We start from the raw sequence: 19,646 nt of genomic DNA on the forward strand, positions 1-19,646 counted from the left end.
GCAATCGACGGAGGCCCCGGGATGGGCGAACTGGGCAGGCTGGAGGCCCTGCGGCTCGCGGGACTGACGGCGGCGGCCGATCCGGGCATGGACCGGTTCGCGAGGCTCGTCTCCCGGTTCCTCCGTGTCCCGGTCTCGCTGGTCTCGCTGCTGGAGACCGACCGGCAGGTCTTCCCCGGCATGGTCGGTCTCGCCGAGCCCTGGGCGGGACGGCGCGAGACCCCGCTGAGCCACTCGTTCTGCCAGCACGTCGTCCTCGACGGCCGGCCGCTGGTCCTCGAGGACACACGGGTACATGCGCGGACCTGCGCCAGCCTCGCCATCCCCGACCTCCAGGTGATCGCGTACGCCGGGATGCCGCTCACGGATGCCGACGGGCAGGTCCTGGGATCGCTCTGCGCCATCGACCACAAGCCCCGGAAGTGGGCCGAGGGCGAACTGCAGGACCTCGGCGACCTCACAGCCGCCTGCTCGGTGGAACTGCGCCTGCGGATCGCCACCGAGCGGATCCGGCAGGACCGCGACCACGCCGGCCTGCTGCTGCGCGCCTCCATCGAGCTGGGCCACTCCCACGACCTCACGGACCTCACCCGCCGCCTGCGCCGCATGTTCGACGGGCCTTACGAGCCGTCCTTCGTGGGCCTGCTGCTCGCGGACGGGCAGGGGCTGTGGCGCGTGATCGATCCGGACGACGTGAAGCCGGTGGAGACCGCCATCGACCGTCTGGACCTGGACGCGGGCTTCCCCAGCACGCAGGCCATGCGCGAACAGCGCACCGTCTTCGTCCCCGACCACGACGCACTCGTGGCCGGCTTCAGCCCCGAGGCCGTCGCCGGGTACGACGCGCTGGGGCTCCGCTCCGCGCTGTGCGTACCGCTGCCTCGCGGCCGAGGCGTGCTGACGTGGTGCTGGCCCGGCCGTCATGTCCTGGCGGTGACGGAGGAGGCGGTCCTCACCGCGGTCGCCGGTTACGTCAGCCAGGCGGTGGACCGCACCCTGTTCGTCGAGACCCGGCTCAGCACCGCCGAACAGCTCCAGGCCGCGATGCTGACCGATCTTCCGGACGTGCCGGGCCTGGACATGTCCGCCCTGTACCTGCCGGCCACCGACCAGGACATGGTGGGCGGCGACTGGTACGACGCCTACCTGCTGCCTCGGCTCCCTGACGCCCCGCGGCGGGCTCTGATGCTGTCCATCGGCGACATCATCGGACACGACGTGCAGGCCGCGGTTGTGATGGGCCAGGTCCGCAGCATGCTCCGCCAGGCCACCCTCGGCCATCCCGCGCACTCACCGGCCGCCGCGCTGGACGCGATCGACAGTGCCTTCGACGTGCTGCCGCTGGGCCCCGGCGCCACGGCGGTGCACGCCCGCCTCGACCCGGACGGGGGCCGGTGGCGTCTGACCTGGTCCAACGCCGGGCACCCACCGCCGCTGCTCCGGACGCCCGACGGCCGCGTCTCGGCCCTGGATGAGCACGGCCTGCTCCTCCTCGGCGCCCCCGGCGGCCCCGCCCGCCACGACCACGAGCTCGAACTCCCCCTGGGCAGCGTGCTCCTGCTGTACACCGACGGGCTGGTCGAGCGCCGTGACAACGACATCGACGCGAGCATCGGACGGACGGCGTCCACCTTGTCGGCACACGGGGACGAGCCGCTGCCGCAGCTCCTGGAGGCGCTCTCCCACGGACTGGCGGATGCCCCGCAGCGGGACGACGTGGCCGTACTCGTCGTCCGCGTCACGGAGGGCGGGAGGTGACCGCTCAGGCGCGAGGGCGTCCGGCCTGCACCAACTCCGCCACGTCCAGCGTCACTTCGGCCCCGATGGAGTCCGGGAGCGCGGCTGTCTGACCGGGGGCGTACACCTCGTGGTTGTCGTAGGTGCCGCCGGTGGGTTCGGTGAGGACGTGGATGCGGCTGTGCTTGCGGTCGACGATCACATAGACCGGGATCTTGGCCTCGGCGTATGAGGCGACCTTGTTGCGCAGGTCGCTCTTGTAGTTGCCGGAGGTCACTTCCACGACGAGGCGGAAGACGGCGGGGTCGTAGCAGTTGTTCTCGGCCCGGTGCTCGTCGAAGTCGGCGTCCACGACGGCGAGGTCCGGGATGGCGTAGTCCTCGGGGCCGCCGGGCAGCCACAGGCCGATGGCCTGGAGGACTTTGGTCTCGTCGCCGTGGAGCCCTGCTGCCAGGAACGGGATCATGAGTGTGGTCAGAGCATTGGCGTGCGGGCCGTCCGGGGGTGGGGCCACGGTGATGACGCCTCCGATGATCTCGACGCGGTATCCCGGGGGGAGCTGCTCGGAGAGCCGGTTGGCACTTTCGAGCAGCGGTTCCGGTTCACCGTCACAGAAGTGCTCGACTGCTGCTGCAGACATTGCGGGCCTCCTGGAATGGCTGGTGTCGAGGACATCATCGTAGGACGGCGGGCCTGATTCCGTCCTGGAAGCAGCCCGCCACTCGGTCGAGTGAAGCAGAAACGGCCCTGCACACCGGGGTGTGCGGGGCCGTCCAGGACGTGTGACCGTCAGAGCTTGTCGATCACGTAGTCGATGCAGGCGGTGAGCGCCTGGATGTCCGCCGGGTCGATCGCCGGGAACATCGCCACGCGCAGCTGGTTGCGGCCCAGCTTGCGGTACGGCTCCGTGTCGACGATGCCGTTGGCGCGGAGCACCTTGGCGACGGCCGCCGCGTCGATGCCGTCCTCGAAGTCGATCGTGCCGATGACCTGCGAGCGCTTCGCCGGGTCGGTGACGAACGGGGTGGCGTACTTGGACTCCTCGGCCCAGCCGTACAGGTGCTGCGAGGACGCGGCCGTGCGGCCGGTCGTGAAGTCCAGGCCGCCCTGGGTGTTCATCCACTTCAGCTGCTCGTTCAGCAGGAAGAGGGTGGCCAGCGCCGGGGTGTTGTACGTCTGGTTCTTGAGGGAGTTGTCGATCGCCGTGGGCAGCGAGAAGAACTCCGGGACGTGCCGGCCCGAGGCGTGGACACGCGCGGCGCGGTCCAGGGCGGCGGGGGAGAACACGCCGATCCACAGGCCGCCGTCGGAGGCGAAGGACTTCTGCGGGGCGAAGTAGTAGACGTCCGTCTCGGTGATGTCGACCGGCAGGCCGCCCGCACCGGAGGTGGCGTCCACCAGGACGAGGGAGCCCTCGTCGGCGCCCGCGACCCGCTTGACGGGGGCCGCGACACCGGTGGAGGTCTCGTTGTGGGTGAAGGCGTAGACGTCGACGCCCGCCTCGGCCTTCGGGTCCGGGTGGGTGCCCGGGTCCGAGGCGATGACCGTCGGGTCGGCAAGCCAGGGCGCGAGCTTGGCGGCCTTCGCGAACTTCGACGAGAACTCGCCGAAGTTCAGGTGCTGGGACTTCGACTCGATCAGACCGTGCGTCGCGACGTCCCAGAAGGCGGTGGACCCGCCGTTGCCGAGGACGACCTCGTAACCCTCGGGGAGGGAGAAGAGGCTGCGTACGCCGTCACGTACCTCGCCGACCAGGTTCTTGACCGGGGCCTGGCGGTGGGACGTGCCGAGAAGGGAGGTGCCGGTCGCGGCCAGCGCGTCGACCGCCTCCGTCCGCACCTTGGAGGGCCCGGCGCCGAAACGTCCGTCGGCGGGCTTGAGGTCTGCGGGAATCTGGATGTCAGCCACGACCCGGAGCGTAGTCCCTCCCGGAAGCGGTCGAGGACCGTGTCCGTCCGGTGAGACGCACGCTCCGGAACGTGAGCGGCGGGATCAGCCCAGATCGACCGGGAGCTCGTACAGGTCGTTCTGCGTCACGATCGGTTTGTTGCGCAGGTCGGAGGCCGGTACCGCGAGGTCCAGGTCCGGGAAGCGCTCGTACAGCGCGGGCAGCGCGACCCCCGCCTCCATCCGGGACAGCGCGGCGCCCGGGCAGACGTGCGGGCCGTGGCCGAAGGCGATGTGGCGGTTGGGGGAGCGGGTGACGTCGAACTCGCCGGCGGTCTCCCCGTACTGCTTCTCGTCGCGGCCGAGCGCGCCGAACGAGACGATGAGTGCCTCGCCCTTCGGCAGGACCTTGTCGCCGACCTCGACGTCCTCGGTCGCGAAGCGGATCAGGACGTGCGAGGTCGGGGTGTTCCAGCGCAGCGTCTCCTCGATCACGTTCTCCCAGGGCACCTCGCCGCTCAGTACGCGCTTGCGCTGCTCGGGGTGGGTCTGGAGCGCCTCGACGACGTTGACGACCAGGCTGATCGTGGTCTCGTGACCGGCCGCGATGATCAGCTGCAGCGTGTTGACGATCTCCTCGTTGGTGAGGTGGTCGCCCTCCTCCGAGGCCGCGATCAGGGCGCTGGTCAGGTCGTCGCCCGGGTTCGCCCGCTTGTCGTCGACGATCTTCGTGAAGAGGGTGCCGAGGTCCGCCATCATCTGCGGGACCTCGTCCGGAGGGGTCTGCGTCGAGAAGAACTTCTCGAACAGCTCCTTGAGCCGGGGGTGGTCGACCGCGTCGACGCCCATCAGCTCGCTGATGACGTTCATCGGCAGCGGATAGGCGAACTCCGCCTTCAGGTCGACCGTCTCACCCTTGGGCAGCGCCGCCAGCCGGTCCAGGGAGGCGTTCGTCAGCGCCTCGATGCCGGACCGCAGCCGCTCCACCCGCTTCACCGTCAGCGCCTGCGCGACCAGGCTGCGCAGCCTGCGGTGCTCGCTGCCGTCGGCGGTCAGCATGGAGCGGCCCGGGTTGGCGAGGCCGATCAGCGGCCAGTCCATCGGGATCTCGCCGCGCCGCCACGCGTTCCAGACGTTGATGTCCTTGACCACGCGGCTGTCGGTGAGCAGCTGGCGCGCCTCGGCGTGGTGCGTCACCGCGTAGCAGTGCACCCCGCCGGGGAGCTCCACCTCGGCCAGCGGGCCGGCGGCGCGCAGGGCGGCGCTCTCGGAGTCGAGGTCGGCGACGAGGGGATCGAGGGCGATCCGGGTCATTTCTGGCCTCCAAGCGCTGGGGTGGGCGTGAAGTGCACCGGCAGGTCCGTCAGCCCGCGCAGCCACGGGGAGGGGCGCCGGGTCAGCTTGTCCGAGGGGACGGCGAGGTCCACGTCCGGGAGCCGGTCCAGGAGCACCTCGATCCCCGTACGGGCGATGACCTCCGCGGTCTCCTGGGCGGGGAACGGGCAGCGGTGCTCGCCGTGGCCGAAGGAGAGGAACGCGTTGTTCCCGCCGGTCAGGGCGGAGCCGTCGGTGCGCACCTGCGGGTCTCCGTTGGCGGCGGCGATACCGAGGAGCAGCAGGTCACCGGCGCGGATGTGGCGTCCGCCGAGGTGGGTGTCGCGGGACGCCCAGCGGCCCGCCACGTTCTGGGTGGGAGTGTCCTCCCAGAGCACCTCGTTCATGGCCTCGGCGACGCTGTGCCGGCCGCCGGAGAGCGACGCGGCGAAGCGGTCGTCGGTGAGCATCAGCCGCAGCGAGTTGCCGATCCAGTCGGCGGTCGGCTGGTGGCCCGCCGCCATCATCACCATGAGGTCCTGGGCGACCTCCTCGTCGCTGAAGCCGCCCGGGTCCTGGAGCATCCGGCTCGCGACGTCGTCGCCGGGTTCGGCGTGCGCGTCGACGAGGAGCTGGTGCATGGCCACGCCGAGGTGCTGCTGTCCGGCCAGGGCCCTCTCACGGCCGTCGATCATGTCGTTGAGGGCGCCGACCAGGGGCCCTCCGACCTCGTCGCTGAAGCCGTAGATCCTCGCGAGGACGCGGGCCGGGAGCAGCATCGCGTACTCGGCGATGATGTCGGTGCGGCCGGTGGAGCAGAAGCCGTCGATGAGTTCGTCGGCGAACTCCTCCGCGTACCGCTTGAGCGCGAACGGGTCGACGGCCTCCAGGGCGTTGCTGATCATCGACGCGCGGACGGTGTGCCGCTCACCGACGGTGTAGAGGATCGACGGCTGCTTGTGGCCGATCATCGGCAGCAGCGGCCAGTCGTCCGGGATGTTCTCCCACTGGCTCCACAGGTCGGAGTCCCGGCTGAAGAGCACCGGGTCGTTGGTGACCTGGTGCAGCTCGCGGTAGCCGAGGATCAGCCAGGCGGGTATGTCGCCGTCGAGGGCGACGGGCGCCACGGCACCGTGGTCTCGGCGCATGTCCCGGTACAGCTGCACGGGGTCGGTCTGGAACCGCGGTCCGGACAGGGGTACGGAACCGTGGGGCACGGGGCAGGTCACAGGGTGCGCTCCGGGGTCATCGCCGCGGCGCCCTGACCGTCCGCGAGCGCCGGGTCGGCGCCCTTCGCGCGGGCGAGGGAGAGCGCGTGGAGGTGCTCGACCAGCGTGATCAGGACGTACTTGCTGGAGGAGCGGTCCCGGGCGTCGCACTCGACGAGCGGGACGTCGGGGGAGAGGTCGAGGGCCTCACGGATCTGCTGCTCGGTGTGGAGCGGGCCGCCGAAGTCGTTGCACGCGACGATGAACGGCGTGCCGTGGTGCTCCAGCCGGTCGATGGCGTACCAGGAGTCGGCGAGCCGCCGGGTGTCGACGAGGACGACGGCGCCCAGGGTGCCGGAGAAGAGGCGGTCCCACAGGAACCAGAAGCGTTCCTGGCCGGGCGCGCCGAAGAGGTAGAGGACCGACCGTGCGTCGAGTGTGATGCGGCCGAAGTCGAAGGCGACCGTGGTGGACGTCTTGGAGTGCACGCCGTCGAGGTCGTCGACGGCTTCGCCCGCGCGGGTCATGGTCTCTTCCGTGTTGAGCGGACGGATCTCGCTCACGGATCGGACCATGGTGGTCTTGCCGACCCCGAAGCCGCCGACAACGACGATCTTCAGTCCGTTGTCGGCCGTCGCCTGCAGGGCGGCACGGTCAGAGGTTGCGGAGTCCAACGAGCACCTGTTCCAGGGTGTCGGTGTCGGGGAGCCGGTCCTCGACACGTGCAGTACGGGGGTGGCGGGCGCTGATCCGGCCGGTGTCGAGCAGGTCGCACAGCATGATGCGGACGATGCTGACGGGCAGATTCAGGGTGGCCGAGATCTCGACGACCGCGGTGGGGCTGTGGCACATCCGCAGGATCGCGACGTGCTCCGACTGCATCCCGGGGGTCGGTTCGCACTCGGCGACGATGAGCGTCACCAGGTCGAACGCGGCCGAGTCGGACCGGCTGCGGCCACCCGTCAGGGTGTACAGCCGGTCCGGGTCGTCGTCGCGACCGGGGCGGGGGCGGGGGACGGATGTCATACGTCAGCTTTTTCCGTGGCCGTGGCCGCCGCGCCCCCGGGCGGGACGGGGCCGCGCGGCGGGGCGACGAGGTATTCGCCGAGCTGCTCGACGAGCTCGCTCATGTTGTGGCCGACGAGGCCGACGTCGGAGTCCTCCGCGGCCACGACCGCGAGGTGGGCGCCCGCGCCCGCTTCGACGATGAACAGCACGCCGCCGTAGAACTCGGTCATCGCGGACCGTACGCCGCCGGTGCCGTCACCGAACTCGATGGACGCGCCGTGCGACAGGCTCTGGATGCCCGCGGAGATCGCGGCGAGCTGGTCGGCCTGGTCGACGGAGAGTTCTGGGGTGCGGCACAGCTTCAGGCCGTCCCGTGACAGGACGAGGGCGTGCCGGGCGCCGGGCGTGCGGTCGAGCAGCCCCTCCAGCAGCCAGTTCAGCTTCTCGTCGGTTGTCGCGCTCATCGGGTGTTGCCTTCCGGGTGCGGGGAGTTGGCTCGTACCGCCTGGCTGAAGGTGCTGAAGCGGGCAGCCTGCACCTTCGGGTCGGTGGCACGGGGCCTGGGGGATTCGGCTCCGCCGGGAGCGGCATCGCCGGTACGGGCTTCGGCGGCGGCCAGGGTGCGGCCGCGGCGGCGCTTGGGCAGGCCGCTCTCTCCGAACTGGGGTACGGAACCGGTGGACTCGGACGCCGACTCGGGCTTCCCGGGCGCGGTCGCCGTACGGGAGGCGGGCCCGGGGGAGTCCGCCGTGGCCCGGCCCTGGTTCTCCGTGTCCGGCGTCGCGTGGTCGGGCTCCGGCTCGGGGTGCCGGGCGGACCCGGGTGCCGGGGCGGGCGTGGGCGTACGGGAGATGAGCTCCTGCGGCAGCATCATCAGCGCGCCCGTGCCGCCGCGCGCCGACGGCCGGAAGGAGACGGTGAGGCCGTGCTTCCTGGCCAGCCGGCCGACGACGGCGAGGCCGAGCCGGGTGCCGGAGAGTCCCGTGAGGTCCTGGTTGGCGGCGGACACGGCGCGCTCGGCGCGGCGCAGCTGCACATCGCTCATCACCAGGCCGCTGTCCTCGACGGTGACGACGATGCCCGCCGGGACCTCCTCGACGTACACATGCACCTCGGCGGTGGGCGGCGAGAAGTTGGCAGCGTTGTCGAGCAGTTCGGCCAGGGCGTGCATGACGCCCTCGGCGGCGTGGCCCGCGATGGCCACGTCGCTGGTCGAGTGGAGGCGGATGCGCTGGTAGCCGCCGATGCGGCCCATCGCGCCGCGCAGGATCGACTCCATGACGATCGGCTTGGCCCAGCGGCGCCCGGAACGGGCCCCGGTCAGCACGGCGATGGAGTCGGCGAGCCGGCCCGCCTGGGCCGTGCGGTGGTCCAGGTGCAGCAGGTCGCCGAGCACGTCCTCGGCGGTGTGCCGGTGCTCCATCTCCCGCAGGTCGGCCAACATGCTGGTGGACAGGGCCTGCATCCGGCCGGCGGCGTTGGCGCAGGCGGCGACCGCGGCGGAGCGCTCGGTCTCGCTGCGCCGGGCGCGGGCGGTGAGCCGCGCGGTCTCGCCGGTGAGCCGCTCGTGGTGCTTGGCGGCGTCGGCGGTGACCTGTGCGACCCGGTCGTCCGCCTCAGCGGTGACCCGGGCCGCCTCGGCGGAGGCCGCGGCCTTGATCCGGGCGGTCTCGGCGGTGAAGCGCTGCGCCTCGGAGGCGGAGGTCGAGACGAGGCGGGAGGTCTCGGCGGTGAAGCGTTCGGAGTCGGCGGCCCGCAGCGCGCGCAGATTGCGGTTGGCGGCGAGCGTGTGGACCGTGACGGCCACCGCGACGCACAGCAGCGCTGCGGCGGTGCCCGTCCCCCAGGCGAGCGGGGTCCGTACCGAGGCGGGCGCGGCGGTGACCGCCCACAGGCACAGAGCACCGGTAACGGCTGCCGAGATCAGCAGGGCGAGTGCGGTCGGCCGGAGTGAAGGGCGCAATCGGAGTCCTCGGGGCGGACGGTGCGGCGGGCGGGACAGGTGCGACGGAGGGGCAATCAGGACATATCGGTGTGGTGACGGTGAAAGAACCACAACTGGAGCTGATTGTTCCTGATCAAGTCACGGCAACTATAGGAGAATTGGCGACTTGTTTGGGGATTCCTTGTGGCCACTTCTGTATGAAATCTGGCTTGAACTGACTTCATTTGCGTCCTACGGCGAGTGTTCCCCGTGTTGAGTGCGTGACTGGATGGGTGAGTCGTGGTGAATGTGGAGGTATGTCCCCTGTGTGGGGCTTGATTTGTCACGATCGTCGCTCGTGAGCCGGTGGCCAGCTAGTGTGAGCGCTCCGGTGCGGCCGACCTCCCAGGTCGGCACCGCCGTAAGACACACCGCGCGCCTTGAAGGAGGAGGCGCCGCGTGGCCCCGACGGAGGACGCAGGCAACCGTGGACGCGCAAGGCCGTGGGCGGGACGAGGGCATCGACCCCGCAGACCAGTGGGTACTCAACCCGGACACCGGTGATTACGAACTGCGACTGACCCCCTCCTCAGGGCGATCATCAGCGCCGTCGGGTACATCCGATGCCAGAACACCAGGCCCACGCCGCGGGCCGAAGCCGGAGACGGCGCCGCCCGGCGACCGGGCCACCGTGCCCGGCCAGCGCGGCGGGCGCCGGGGCGCCGGCGGCGGACGCGGGGACGAGGCGCGGAGGCCGGGGAGCCGGGCGGCGGCCCCGACCACCGGGCGCCGCAAGGCGAAGCCCAAGAAGTCCCGCAGGAAGAAGGCCCTGGTGTGGACCGGCGGCGTGCTCGCCTTCCTGCTGGTGGGCACCGGCACCGCGGGTTACCTCGTGTACCAGCACTTCAACGGCAACATCACCGCCATGTCCACCGACGGGGCGGGCACGGGCGGCTTCAGCAAGGACCGGGCGATCAACGTCCTGGTGATCGGGACCGACAAGCGGACCGGCGAGGGCAACGAGGGTTACGGCGACGCGGGCAGTGTCGGCCACGCCGACACCAACATCCTCTTCCATGTCTCCAAGGACCGTACGAACGCGACCGCGCTGAGCATTCCGCGTGACCTGATAACCGACATCCCCGTCTGTCCGACGAAGCTGGAGAGCGGGGAGGAGAAGGACATCCCCGCGACCTCCGGCGGCCGCTTCAACACCAGCCTCGGGCAGTCCGAGCGCACCCCCAGCTGCACCATGCGGACCGTCACCGAGCTCACCGGCCTCAAGGTCGACCACTTCATGGTGGCCGACTTCAACGCGGTCAAGTCCCTGACGTCCGCCGTCGACGGCGTGGACGTCTGCCTGGCCAAGGACATCGACGACAAGGACTCACACCTCAAGCTGTCCCAGGGGGAGCACACCCTCCAGGGCGAGCAGGCCCTGGCCTTCCTGCGCACCCGGCACTCCGTCGGCTTCGGCAGCGACCTCAGCCGCATCGAGATCCAGCAGCAGTTCCTGGGTTCGCTGATGCGCAAGCTGAAGTCCAACGACACCCTGACCAGCCCCACCAAGATGTGGTCGCTCGCGGAGGCAGCCACCAAGGCGCTCACCGTCGACGACAAGATCGACGACATAAACCAGCTCCGCAAGCTGGGCATGGAACTGGCGTCGGTCGACCCCAAGAACATCACGTTCACCACGGTCCCGGTGCTGGACAACCCGGACGACCAGGCGACCGTCATCCTCGACGAGTCCAAGGCGCCGCAGGTCTTCTCGATGATGCGCGAGGACGTCTCCTTCACCGCGGTGGAGAAGCAGGAGAAGGCGGCGGCGAAGGCCAAGGAGAACGCCAAGCTGAAGGGCGCGAAGGCCGACCCGGCGGACGTGCGGGTCGACGTCTACAACGGCGGCGCCCCCGCCGGTTCCGCGCAGGGTGCCCTGGACTGGCTGCAGAACGAAGAGGGCGTGCTGAAGTCCACGAACAAGGCGAACGCGCCGGAGGACGTGAAGAAGACCCAGCTCGTCTACGCCCCCAACCAGGCGGACCAGGCCCGCAGCCTGGCCGCCATGATGGGCCTGTCGGCCTCGGCCCTCAAGCCGACCACGACGGACGCGGGCGAGATGGACCCGATGGTGCTGACCCTGGGCCCGGACTTCAAGCAGGCGGGCAGCCCGCTCTCGGCCCCGTCGAAGGCGCCGGACGACATCCAGCGCGTGGAGGCCGACAAGGCGGTCTGCGCCAAGTGACCCGGACCGGCCCCGCATACCGCTGCGGGGCCGGCTGACACCGGTTCATTCCCGCAGGCCGGTGGAATATCCGGGCGGTGTGCGCCGTTCGCGCGACACGATCTCCCGGGCCAGCGCCGCCAGTCGGGGCAGCGCGGGATGGCCGGGGCCGTCCCGGCGGACCAGCAGCACGGGCAGGGGCGGCGCGTCTTCCAGCGGCACATAGGTGACGCCCGCGTACGGGTGCATCTGGGCGGTGGAGGCGCCCGAGACCCCGATGCCCCGCCCGGCCGCGATGGCGGTGAACCAGTCGTCGGTGTTGGCGACGGTGACGGTGGCGGCCGGCCGGGAGCGCGGGGGCCACAGGCCGGGCGTGGTGGTTCCCGAGACGGTGTTCAGGACGACCGTGTCACCGGTCAGATCCGCCAGTGACAGCGAGGTGCGGGCGGCGAGCGGGCCGTCGGCGGCCACGGCCACCACCCGGACCTCGGTGAACAGCACCTCGGTGACGAGCCCCGGGGTGTCCACGGGGCCGCGGAGCAGCGCCGCGTCCACCTCGCCGCGTGTGAGACCGGCCGTGCGGTCGTCGATGCGCAGCAGTTCGAGCGGGGTCCCGGGGTGGCGCTGCTGCCAGGCCCGCAGCAGCGGCGTGGTGTAGGGGCCGAGCGCGGACCAGGCGTGTCCGAGCCGCAGCGGCCGGTGGCGCGGCCGTCCCGGGTCGACGGCCTCGTCGAAGGCGCCGACCGCGGCGGCGGCCTTGTCGCGGAAGGCGATGCCTTCGGGGGTGAGCGCGAGGTGGTGGGTGGAGCGGTCGACGAGCCGGACACCCAGGTGCTTCTCCAGGGCGGCGAGCGTACGGGAGACGACGGGCTGGGTCACACGGAGCCGCTCGGCGGCGCGGGTGACGCTGCCCTCGTCGGCGATGGCGAGGAAGGCCCGCAGATGCCGGACCTCGATGGAGCGTCCGGCGTTGCCCGTGCCCTGTCCCGTGTCCTGTCCAGTGCTCATGTCTGCGGAGCATAACGGGAGCACAACCGGCATTTCACGGGAGGCGCGCGGGTCCCTACGGTGAGGGCGTGAGCGGCCCACGTCCAGTGCCGTACCGTAGACCTTCTGGTGCACTCCAATGGACTGTAGGAAAGGATTCTGGTGAACGACCCGCGCGCTGCCGCAGAGCCGGCCGCTGCCGTTGCCGTACCCGAGGCGGTGTCCGCACTCGATGAGCCCGGACACGGGCGTCCGGAGCGCCCCGGCGCCCGGGGAGCCGCACTCGGTCCGGTCGCGCTGGTCGTGGCGGGCGGGCTCTCCGTCCAGTTCGGCGCGGCGGTCGCCGTCATGCTGATGCCGAGGGCGGGCGCGCTGGGCGTCGTCACCCTGCGTCTCGCGGTGGCCGCGCTGGTCCTGCTGGCAGTCTGCCGGCCGAAGCTGCGGGGGCACTCCCGCGCCGACTGGGGGACCGTGCTGGCCTTCGGCGTCGCGATGGGCGGCATGAACATGCTGTTCTACCAGGCCGTCGACCGGATCCCGCTGGGAGTCGCCGTCACCCTGGAGGTGCTGGGCCCGCTGGCCTTGTCCGTCATCGCCTCCCGCCGGCTGGTCAGCCTGGTCTGGGCGGCCCTGGCGCTCGGCGGCGTCGTCCTGCTGAGCGGCGGGGGTTTCGGCCGCCTGGACCCGGTCGGGACGGCGTACGCCCTGGGCGCGGGCGTGATGTGGGCGCTGTACATCCTCTTCAGCGCCCGCACCGGCCGCCGCTTCCCGCAGGCGGACGGGCTGGCCCTGGCCATGGTGGTCGCGGCGGCCCTCTCGCTGCCGCTCGGCATCATGGAAGCGGGCTCGAAGCTCGTGGTCCCCACCACGCTGGCCCTCGGCGCGGCCGTGGCACTGCTGAGCTCGGTCCTTCCGTACACCCTCGAACTCATGGCGCTGCGGCGGCTGCCCGCGCCCACCTTCGCGGTCCTGATGAGCCTCGAACCGGCCATCGCGGCCATGGCGGGCTTCCTCCTCCTCGACCAGGCCCTTTCCACCACGGACGCCCTGGCCATCGCCCTGGTCATCGGCGCGAGCATGGGCGCGGTGCGCAGCCAGACGCGGGGCTCCCGGAAGCGGTGAGCGGGGGCCTGTCCGTTCCGCTGCGCGGCCGGGCCCCCGATCCTAGGGTGGTCGCGATGGCCGACCTGGAGGATCACATGCCGGAACGCGACGATCTGCTCGCACTCGTGACCGATCAGCGCACCAACTTTCTCTACACCCTCGCGGAGGTCGACGACGCGGGGGCCCGCGCCCGCACGACGGTCAGCGAGCTGACCCTCGGCGGACTCCTGAAGCACCTCGGGCTCGTGCAGCGCAGCTGGCTCGACATCGTCGAGGGCACGGCCCCCGCCAAGGTCGACTGGGCGGACCTCGACCCGGACGGCAACCGGATGACCGACGCCGAGACGGTGACCGGGCTGCTGGAGGCCTTCCACGCGGCGGCGGCGGCGTTCGACCGTACGGTGCGCGAGGAGGCCGACCTCGACCGTGAGGTCACGCTGCCCACGTACCCCTGGTCGCCCCCGGAGCCGGTCGTCTGGACCGTCCGTCGCGTCCTGTGGCACGTCTTCCGCGAGATCGCCCACCACAGCGGCCACGCCGACATCATCCGTGAGGCGCTGGACGGTGCCAGCACCACGGCGAAGATGGCCGAGGCGGCGTCGAAGGGGCAGTGACGAGCCCACCGCGCCGTGCGCGGTCACTGCGCACGGCGCGGGCGCGAGAGGCACGATGGAAGGGAGCGGACACAAGGAGGCGCGCGCATGGGATCCGCAAAGGGAACCGATGAGTACGACGGGCTGTACTCGCACACACCCTCGCAGGCCGAGGGTGAACGCGACGAGCCGGCCGTGCGCGGCAAGGCCCCCGAGACGCACCCCGACGTCCCCAGGACCGAACCCTCACAGGCCGAGGGCGACCGCACGGAGTGACCTGGGACGGCGGCTCAGCCGTCGACGGGCAGGATGCGGAACGCGGTGAGGCCGGGCGTCAGGGGCGTGATGGCCCTGAAGTCCCGCTGACCGAGAGTGAAGATGCGGTCGGTCCGGTACCGGTCGGCAAGCACGACGCCGACCGCGTCCGCGAGGTCCAGCCTCAGCCCCTCGTAGGTGCGACGTACTTCGTGGGCCGCACCGAGGTCGGTCGGCTTCAGGTCCGCGAGCCTGTACTGGCCGTCCGCCATGCGCGAGTTGAGCGCCTCCATGACGTGCATGGTGGCCGGGAAGCCGAGGTCCCGGTGGATGAGGTGGTCCAGTTCCGTGACGACCAGCGGGGAGATGGCCAGTGTCTCGTTCTCGAGGATCCTCGCGGCGCCGGAGTGCTCCGGTTGCGCGGTGTCAAAGGCTGCGTAGAGGGCGGAGGTGTCGGCGACGATGATCAACGGCGGGCTGCTCGTTCCTTGATGTGCTCGTACACCGCGTCGTCCATCGCCTCCGGGGTGAGCGGGCGTCCGCTGTCGAAGACCGGAAGCTTCTTGCTGCGCTTGGGCCGTTCCGCGTCGTCGAGGATCATGGCGATGCCCCGTCTGATGAGTTCCGCCTTGCTTATGCCGGTGGCCGACGACTCGGCGTCCAGCCGTACTTCCAGATCCTCCGGAAGGTACACAGTTGTCTTTATCATGCCCATAGGATACCACCCTGCCCTACGTAGGGCAGGGTGAAGCAGGCCTAGCCTGTTGCCCGGGCCGGAGCGGACCGGCCCGGGCTGTTACGTTCCTGGTCGTGAGCGACGACGGCGTGTACGAAGGGCATGCGGCGGACGACGCGGCGCTGGATCACGGATGGCTCCTCGGCCACTTCAAGGACCCGGGCGACCCGCGCCACAGCGAGGCCCTGGAGATCAAGTGGGGCGTCCACCCGCAGGGGGACGAGCGGCTGCGCTGGGTTCGGGGCGAGGAGCGCACAGCGCTGCTGGTACTCATCAGCGGACGCTTCCGGATGCGGTTCCCCGAGCGTGACGTGCTGCTGGAGCGCCAGGGCGACTACGTCGTGTGGGGCCATGGTGTCGACCACTCCTGGTACGCGGAGGAGGAGTCCGTGGTCCTGACCGTGCGCTGGCCCTCCGTCCCCGGTTATCGGGCGGGCTGATCCCCCTCGGCGGGAGCGCGGGAGTGCGGGCGCCGATAAAATCATGCAAGCATGCTTGCTTGTTTTATCGGGCGCTGGCATGCTCCGGGGCACACCGCCACGCCCCGAGGGGAGCGCACCGTGCCCGACGCATCGGCCGTGACCGCCGCCGTGCTCGACGACATGCGTGAGGAGAGCGACGAACTCGACCTGCTGGTAGCGGGGTTGAGCGCGCATGAGTGGACCGTGCCGACCCCCGCCGAGGGGTGGACCGTCGCCCATCAGATCGCGCACCTCAACTGGACCGACGAGGTGGCCCTCACCGCTGCCACCGAGCCCGACGCCTTCGCCGCCGAGGTCGAGAGGGCGCTGGCCGCCCCCGAGACCTTCGTCGACGAGGCAGCCGAGGAAGCGGTCACCGCACTGACCCCCGAAGCGCTGCTCGTGGAATGGCGGGAGGGGCGGGCCCGGCTCCAGCAGGCACTCCGCGCGGCACCCGCCGGGACGAAGCTGCCCTGGTACGGCCCGCCGATGAGCGTCGCCTCGATGGCGACCGCCCGGCTCATGGAGACCTGGGCGCACGGCCAGGACATCGCCGACGCGCTCGGCGTGACCAGGAAGCCGACCGCCCGGCTGCGGCACGTCGCGAGGATCGGCGTACGCGCCAGGGACTACGCCTACTTCGTACGCGGCCTGCAACCGCCCGCCGAGCAGTTCCGGGTCGAACTGCGCTCCCTGGAAGGGGAGTTGCTCGCGTACGGCCCTGAGGGCGCCGCCCAGCGGGTCACCGGCCCGCTCCTCGACTTCTGTCTGCTCGTCACCCAGCGCGCCCACCGGGACGACCTCGCCGTCGAGGCGGTGGGCGCCGACGCCGGGCAGTGGCTGGACATCGCGCAGGCCTTCGCCGGACCCGCCGGACCCGGGCGCCCCCGGAAGACGGACCGATGACCCGGCCGCTGCGCATCGGCAACGCGTCAGGCTTCTACGGCGACCGCTTCGACGCCCTGCGCGAGATGCTCACCGGCGGCCCGCTGGACGTCCTCACCGGGGACTACCTTGCCGAACTCACCATGCTGATCCTCGGCCGCGACCGCCTCAAAAACCCGGAGCGCGGCTACGCCTCGACCTTCCTGCGGCAGCTGGAGGAGGGCCTCGGCCTCGCCCACGAGCGGGGCGTGAAGATCGTCGCCAACGCCGGCGGGCTCAATCCGGCCGGACTCGCCGACGCCGTACGGGAGCTGGCGGACCGGACCGGCGTACCCGTGAGCGTCGCGCATGTCGAGGGCGACAGCCGGCCCGTACCCGAGGGTTTCCTCACCGCCAACGCCTACCTCGGCGGCAGAGGCATCGCCGCCTGCCTCCGGGCCGGGGCCGACATCGTCGTCACCGGACGGGTCACCGACGCCGCCCTCGTCACGGGCCCCGCCGCCGCCCACTTCGGCTGGGCGCCGGAGGACCGTGACGCCCTCGCGGGGGCAGTCGTCGCCGGGCACGTCCTGGAGTGCGGGGCCCAGGCCACCGGCGGCAACTACGCCTTCTTCGGTGACCACGACGTCCGCCGCCCCGGCTTCCCGCTCGCCGAGATCCACGAGGACGGCAGCAGCGTCATCACCAAGCACGACGGCACGGGCGGTGTCGTCGACATCGGCACCGTCACCGCGCAGCTGCTGTACGAGACCGGCGGCGCCCGCTACGCCGGACCCGACGTCACCGCCCGGCTCGACAGCGTCACGCTGACGCGGGACGGGCCCGACCGGGTGCGGATCAGCGGCGTACGCGGCGAGGCCCCGCCTCCCACGCTCAAGGTCGGGCTCAACCGGCTCGGCGGGTGGCGCAACGAGGTCGTCTTCGTGCTGACGGGACTCGACATCGAGGCCAAGGCCCGGCTGGTGCGGGAGCAGTTGGCCGACGCCCTCGACCGCGCCGGCTCCGAGCCGGCAGAGGTCCGCTGGGAACTCGCCCGCACCGAACGGGCGGACGCCGCGACCGAGGAGACCGCGAGCGCCCTGCTCCGGCTCGTCGTGCGCGACCCGGACGCCGAAGCGGTCGGCCGGGCCGTGTCCGGGGCGGCCGTCGAGCTGGCGCTCGGCAGCTACCCGGGCTTCCATGTGACCGCCCCGCCCGGGAAGGGCGCGCCGTACGGGGTGTTCGAGGCGGCGTACGTACCGGCCGGCGAGGTCGAGCATGTCGCCGTGGGGCCCGACGGGACCCGGGAGGCCGTCCCGTCGGCAGGGCCGTACCGGGAGCTCGAAGACGTACCGGAACCGGAGCTGCCCGAACCGCTGCCCGCCGGGCCCACCCGCACCGCGCCCCTCGGACACGTGGCAGGCGCCCGCAGCGGCGACAAGGGAGGCGACGCCAACGTCGGGGTGTGGGTCCTCAACGACGAGGCCTGGCGGTGGCTGGCCCACGAGCTGACCGTCGCGCGCTTCACGGAACTGCTGCCGGAGACCGCCGGGCTCACCGTCGTACGCCATGTCCTGCCCCGGCTGCGGGCGCTCAACTTCGTCGTCCACGGCCTGCTCGGCGAGGGCGTCGCCGCGCAGGCACGCTTCGATCCGCAGGCCAAGGCGGTGGGGGAGTGGCTGCGCTCCCGGCACGTCCCCGTCCCCGTACAGCTGCTGGACCGACCGGAGGTGAACGGATGACCGTCCTGCCCACCGCACTCGACACCACGGGCCCCGAATACGCCGCCCACCGCGAGGCGATGCTCGCGAAACTCGCCGAGCTGGACACCGAGCACGCCAAGGCCCTCGCGGGCGGCGGCGAGAAGTACGTGGCCCGCCACCGGGGGCGCGGCAAGCTCCTCGCCCGGGAGCGGATCGAGCTGCTGGTCGACCCGGACACACCGTTCCTGGAGCTGTCCCCGCTCGCCGCCTGGGGCAGCGAGGCCCCCGCGTACACAGTCGGTGCCTCGCTCGTCACCGGGATCGGGATCGTGTCCGGCGTGGAGTGTCTGATCACCGCCAACGACCCGACCGTGCGGGGCGGTGCCTCCAACCCCTGGACCCTGAAGAAGGCCCTGCGCGCCAACGAGATCGCCTTCGCCAACCGGCTGCCCTGCATCTCCCTGGTGGAGTCCGGGGGCGCTGACCTGCCCTCGCAGAAGGAGATCTTCATCCCCGGCGGGGCGCTCTTCCGCGACCTCACCCGGCTGTCGGCAGCCGGGATCCCCACCGTCGCTGTGGTGTTCGGCAACTCCACGGCCGGCGGGGCGTACGTCCCCGGGATGTCCGACCACACCGTGATGATCAAGGAGCGGTCGAAGGTCTTCCTCGGCGGCCCGCCCCTGGTCAAGATGGCCACCGGCGAGGAGAGCGACGACGAGTCGCTCGGCGGCGCCGGGATGCACGCCCGCACCTCCGGACTCGCCGACCACTACGCCGTCGACGAGCACGACGCGCTGCGCCAGGCCCGCCGGATCGTCGCCCGGCTCAACTGGCGTAAGGCACACCCGGATCCGGGCCCCGCCGAACCGCCGAAGTACGACGAGGACGAGCTCGCCGGGATCGTGCCCGGCGACCTCAAGGTCCCCTTCGACCCCCGCGAGGTCATCGCCAGGATCGTCGACGGCTCGGACTTCGACGCCTTCAAGCCGCTCTACGGCACCAGCCTGGTCACCGGCTGGGCCCGGCTGCACGGCTATCCCGTCGGCATCCTCGCCAACGCGCAGGGCGTGCTGTTCAGCGAGGAGTCGCAGAAGGCCGCGCAGTTCATCCAGATCGCCAACCAGCGCGACATCCCCCTGGTCTTCCTGCACAACACCACCGGCTACATGGTCGGCAAGGAGTACGAACAGGGCGGCATCATCAAGCACGGCGCGATGATGATCAACGCGGTGTCGAACTCCGGGGTCCCGCACCTCTCCGTGCTGATGGGCGCCTCCTACGGCGCCGGGCACTACGGCATGTGCGGCAGGGCCTACGACCCCCGCTTCCTCTTCGCCTGGCCCAGCAGCAAGTCCGCCGTCATGGGCCCCCAGCAGCTCGCCGGCGTCCTCTCGATCGTCGCCCGCGCCTCATCCGCCGCGAAGGGCCTGCCCTACGACGACGAGGCCGACGCCGGACTGCGCGCCATGGTGGAGCAGCAGATCGAGTCGGAGTCGCTGCCGATGTTCCTCTCGGGGCGGCTGTACGACGACGGGGTCATCGACCCACGCGACACCAGAACCGTCCTCGGGATGTGCCTGTCCGCGATCCACACGGCACCGGTCGAAGGCGCGCGAGGCTTCGGCGTCTTCCGGATGTGAG

Annotated in this window: 20 protein-coding genes; 9 read left to right on the forward strand and 11 right to left on the reverse strand. The window is 71.4% G+C overall.

Annotation, left to right across the window (positions count from 1 at the left end; all coding sequences use genetic code 11):
- Nucleotides 1-21 precede the first annotated feature (21 nt).
- On the forward strand, nucleotides 22-1,758 hold the full coding sequence (locus tag ACIREO_RS09495) for a GAF domain-containing SpoIIE family protein phosphatase (protein ID WP_404106948.1): 1,737 nt from the start codon (nucleotides 22-24) through the stop codon (nucleotides 1,756-1,758).
- Between the two features lie 4 nt (nucleotides 1,759-1,762).
- On the opposite strand, the gene ACIREO_RS09500 is transcribed toward ACIREO_RS09495, so the two are convergent.
- The 8 genes from ACIREO_RS09500 to ACIREO_RS09535 all read right to left on the reverse strand — a co-directional run bounded on the left by ACIREO_RS09500 (nucleotide 1,763) and on the right by ACIREO_RS09535 (nucleotide 9,117).
- On the reverse strand, nucleotides 1,763-2,377 hold the full coding sequence (locus ACIREO_RS09500; protein WP_404106950.1) for a Uma2 family endonuclease: 615 nt from the start codon (nucleotides 2,375-2,377) through the stop codon (nucleotides 1,763-1,765).
- Nucleotides 2,378-2,526: 149 nt separating this feature from the next.
- Nucleotides 2,527-3,645, reverse strand: a complete 1,119-nt coding sequence (gene serC, locus ACIREO_RS09505) for a phosphoserine transaminase (protein ID WP_404106952.1) — start codon at nucleotides 3,643-3,645, stop codon at nucleotides 2,527-2,529.
- Between the two features lie 84 nt (nucleotides 3,646-3,729).
- A complete protein-coding gene (locus ACIREO_RS09510; RefSeq protein WP_404106954.1) occupies nucleotides 3,730-4,938 on the reverse strand; it encodes a cytochrome P450 in 1,209 nt (402 codons plus the stop codon).
- Nucleotides 4,935-6,167, reverse strand: coding sequence for a cytochrome P450 (locus ACIREO_RS09515; RefSeq protein WP_404106955.1), 1,233 nt, complete (start codon nucleotides 6,165-6,167; stop codon nucleotides 4,935-4,937). Before ACIREO_RS09515 ends, ACIREO_RS09510 begins: the two co-directional genes overlap by 4 nt.
- Nucleotides 6,164-6,820 (reverse strand): GTP-binding protein, encoded by a 657-nt coding sequence (locus ACIREO_RS09520; protein WP_404106957.1) that lies wholly within the window; start codon nucleotides 6,818-6,820, stop codon nucleotides 6,164-6,166. The genes ACIREO_RS09515 and ACIREO_RS09520 overlap by 4 nt, the downstream gene beginning before the upstream one ends.
- The gene (locus ACIREO_RS09525; protein ID WP_404106959.1) at nucleotides 6,801-7,172 is read right to left on the reverse strand and encodes a DUF742 domain-containing protein; all 372 of its coding nucleotides are present in this window, start codon (nucleotides 7,170-7,172) and stop codon (nucleotides 6,801-6,803) included. The genes ACIREO_RS09520 and ACIREO_RS09525 overlap by 20 nt, the downstream gene beginning before the upstream one ends.
- Entirely contained in the window at nucleotides 7,169-7,618 is a 450-nt protein-coding gene (locus ACIREO_RS09530; RefSeq protein WP_404106961.1) for a roadblock/LC7 domain-containing protein, read from the reverse strand. Before ACIREO_RS09530 ends, ACIREO_RS09525 begins: the two co-directional genes overlap by 4 nt.
- The gene (locus tag ACIREO_RS09535) at nucleotides 7,615-9,117 is read right to left on the reverse strand and encodes an ATP-binding protein (RefSeq protein WP_404106962.1); all 1,503 of its coding nucleotides are present in this window, start codon (nucleotides 9,115-9,117) and stop codon (nucleotides 7,615-7,617) included. The genes ACIREO_RS09530 and ACIREO_RS09535 overlap by 4 nt, the downstream gene beginning before the upstream one ends.
- Nucleotides 9,118-9,565: 448 nt before the next feature.
- On the opposite strand from ACIREO_RS09535, the gene ACIREO_RS09540 reads away from it, so the two are divergent.
- A complete protein-coding gene (locus ACIREO_RS09540) occupies nucleotides 9,566-11,323 on the forward strand; it encodes an LCP family protein (protein WP_404106964.1) in 1,758 nt (585 codons plus the stop codon).
- 45 nt (nucleotides 11,324-11,368) lie between these two features.
- Here ACIREO_RS09540 and ACIREO_RS09545 read toward each other — a convergent pair whose 3' ends face one another.
- Nucleotides 11,369-12,310, reverse strand: coding sequence for a LysR family transcriptional regulator (locus ACIREO_RS09545; protein WP_404106966.1), 942 nt, complete (start codon nucleotides 12,308-12,310; stop codon nucleotides 11,369-11,371).
- 141 nt (nucleotides 12,311-12,451) lie between these two features.
- Between ACIREO_RS09545 and ACIREO_RS09550 the strand changes: the two genes are divergently transcribed.
- The 3 genes from ACIREO_RS09550 to ACIREO_RS09560 all read left to right on the forward strand — a co-directional run bounded on the left by ACIREO_RS09550 (nucleotide 12,452) and on the right by ACIREO_RS09560 (nucleotide 14,262).
- The gene (locus ACIREO_RS09550) at nucleotides 12,452-13,411 is read left to right on the forward strand and encodes an EamA family transporter (RefSeq protein WP_404106967.1); all 960 of its coding nucleotides are present in this window, start codon (nucleotides 12,452-12,454) and stop codon (nucleotides 13,409-13,411) included.
- A 56-nt stretch (nucleotides 13,412-13,467) separates the two neighbouring features.
- On the forward strand, nucleotides 13,468-14,007 hold the full coding sequence (locus tag ACIREO_RS09555; RefSeq protein ID WP_404106969.1) for a DUF664 domain-containing protein: 540 nt from the start codon (nucleotides 13,468-13,470) through the stop codon (nucleotides 14,005-14,007).
- 87 nt (nucleotides 14,008-14,094) lie between these two features.
- A complete protein-coding gene (locus tag ACIREO_RS09560) occupies nucleotides 14,095-14,262 on the forward strand; it encodes a hypothetical protein (RefSeq protein ID WP_404106971.1) in 168 nt (55 codons plus the stop codon).
- Between the two features lie 14 nt (nucleotides 14,263-14,276).
- On the opposite strand, the gene ACIREO_RS09565 is transcribed toward ACIREO_RS09560, so the two are convergent.
- Together ACIREO_RS09565 and ACIREO_RS09570 are read right to left on the reverse strand one after the other, a co-directional pair.
- Entirely contained in the window at nucleotides 14,277-14,711 is a 435-nt protein-coding gene (locus ACIREO_RS09565) for a PIN domain-containing protein (RefSeq protein WP_404106973.1), read from the reverse strand.
- Nucleotides 14,708-14,950 (reverse strand): ribbon-helix-helix domain-containing protein, encoded by a 243-nt coding sequence (locus tag ACIREO_RS09570; protein WP_404106974.1) that lies wholly within the window; start codon nucleotides 14,948-14,950, stop codon nucleotides 14,708-14,710. The genes ACIREO_RS09565 and ACIREO_RS09570 overlap by 4 nt, the downstream gene beginning before the upstream one ends.
- Before the next feature lie 101 nt (nucleotides 14,951-15,051).
- On the opposite strand from ACIREO_RS09570, the gene ACIREO_RS09575 reads away from it, so the two are divergent.
- From ACIREO_RS09575 to ACIREO_RS09590, 4 genes are all read left to right on the forward strand, one after another.
- On the forward strand, nucleotides 15,052-15,417 hold the full coding sequence (locus ACIREO_RS09575) for a signal peptidase I (protein WP_404106976.1): 366 nt from the start codon (nucleotides 15,052-15,054) through the stop codon (nucleotides 15,415-15,417).
- Nucleotides 15,418-15,537: 120 nt separating this feature from the next.
- Nucleotides 15,538-16,344, forward strand: coding sequence for a TIGR03084 family metal-binding protein (locus ACIREO_RS09580; RefSeq protein WP_404106978.1), 807 nt, complete (start codon nucleotides 15,538-15,540; stop codon nucleotides 16,342-16,344).
- Complete coding sequence (locus ACIREO_RS09585; protein ID WP_404106980.1) at nucleotides 16,341-18,044, forward strand: acyclic terpene utilization AtuA family protein; 1,704 nt, start codon at nucleotides 16,341-16,343, stop codon at nucleotides 18,042-18,044. The genes ACIREO_RS09580 and ACIREO_RS09585 overlap by 4 nt, the downstream gene beginning before the upstream one ends.
- Nucleotides 18,041-19,645 (forward strand): acyl-CoA carboxylase subunit beta, encoded by a 1,605-nt coding sequence (locus tag ACIREO_RS09590; RefSeq protein ID WP_404106982.1) that lies wholly within the window; start codon nucleotides 18,041-18,043, stop codon nucleotides 19,643-19,645. Before ACIREO_RS09585 ends, ACIREO_RS09590 begins: the two co-directional genes overlap by 4 nt.
- Nucleotide 19,646: the final 1 nt, after the last annotated feature.

The organism is Streptomyces sp. NPDC102441, from assembly GCF_044765585.1.
In the GTDB taxonomy this organism is placed as follows: Bacteria; Actinomycetota; Actinomycetes; order Streptomycetales; family Streptomycetaceae; genus Streptomyces.